The sequence below is a fragment of the Pseudomonas syringae genome (genome assembly GCF_021605415.1).
GTDB classification, from domain to species: domain Bacteria; phylum Pseudomonadota; class Gammaproteobacteria; order Pseudomonadales; family Pseudomonadaceae; genus Aquipseudomonas; species Aquipseudomonas syringae_S.
The window spans coordinates 1-573 of the sequence record NZ_WKEQ01000101.1; the positions used below are offsets into that span (position 1 = coordinate 1).

Annotated in this window: 1 protein-coding gene; it reads left to right on the forward strand. The window is 63.2% G+C overall.

Translation table 11 applies throughout. From position 1 onward, the window contains the following. A partial coding sequence (locus GIW69_RS26185; RefSeq protein ID WP_236485680.1) for an RHS domain-containing protein occupies positions 1-573 on the forward strand: 573 nt, incomplete at both ends.

Here is a 573-nt window from a genome sequence, read left to right on the forward strand (position 1 = left end):
CTTCGCCCACGACCCGGCCGGCAACCTGCTCATGCAAAACCGCCCCGGCCCGGCGAACATCTACGGCAACCGCCTGCTGATGCAGGGCGATCGCCACTACGACTACGACGCCTTCGGCAACCTCATCCGCGAACGTCGCGGCACCGCGCAAAAACTCGTCACCGAGTATCGCTACGACAGCCAGCACCGCCTGATCGGCCTGACCCAACCCAACGGCCAAACCGCCAGCTACCGCTACGACGCCTTTGGCCGCCGCATCAGCAAAACCGTCGACAGCCACACCACCGAATTCTTCTGGCAAGGCGACACCCTCGTCGCCGAAAGCAGCCGCGAGCACCACCGCAGCTACGTCTACGAGCCCGGCACCTTCCGCCCACTAGCCATGCTCGACGGCAAAGGCCCGAAAAAAGCCTGCCCGTTCTACTACCAACTCGACCACCTCGGCACACCGCAGGAACTCACCGACTACAGCGGCGACGTCGTCTGGTCGGCGAAATACAGCGCGTATGGAAAGGTGACTGAACTGACCCATGGCGGCGGTGAACAACTCGAACAACCGCTGAGGTTTCAGGG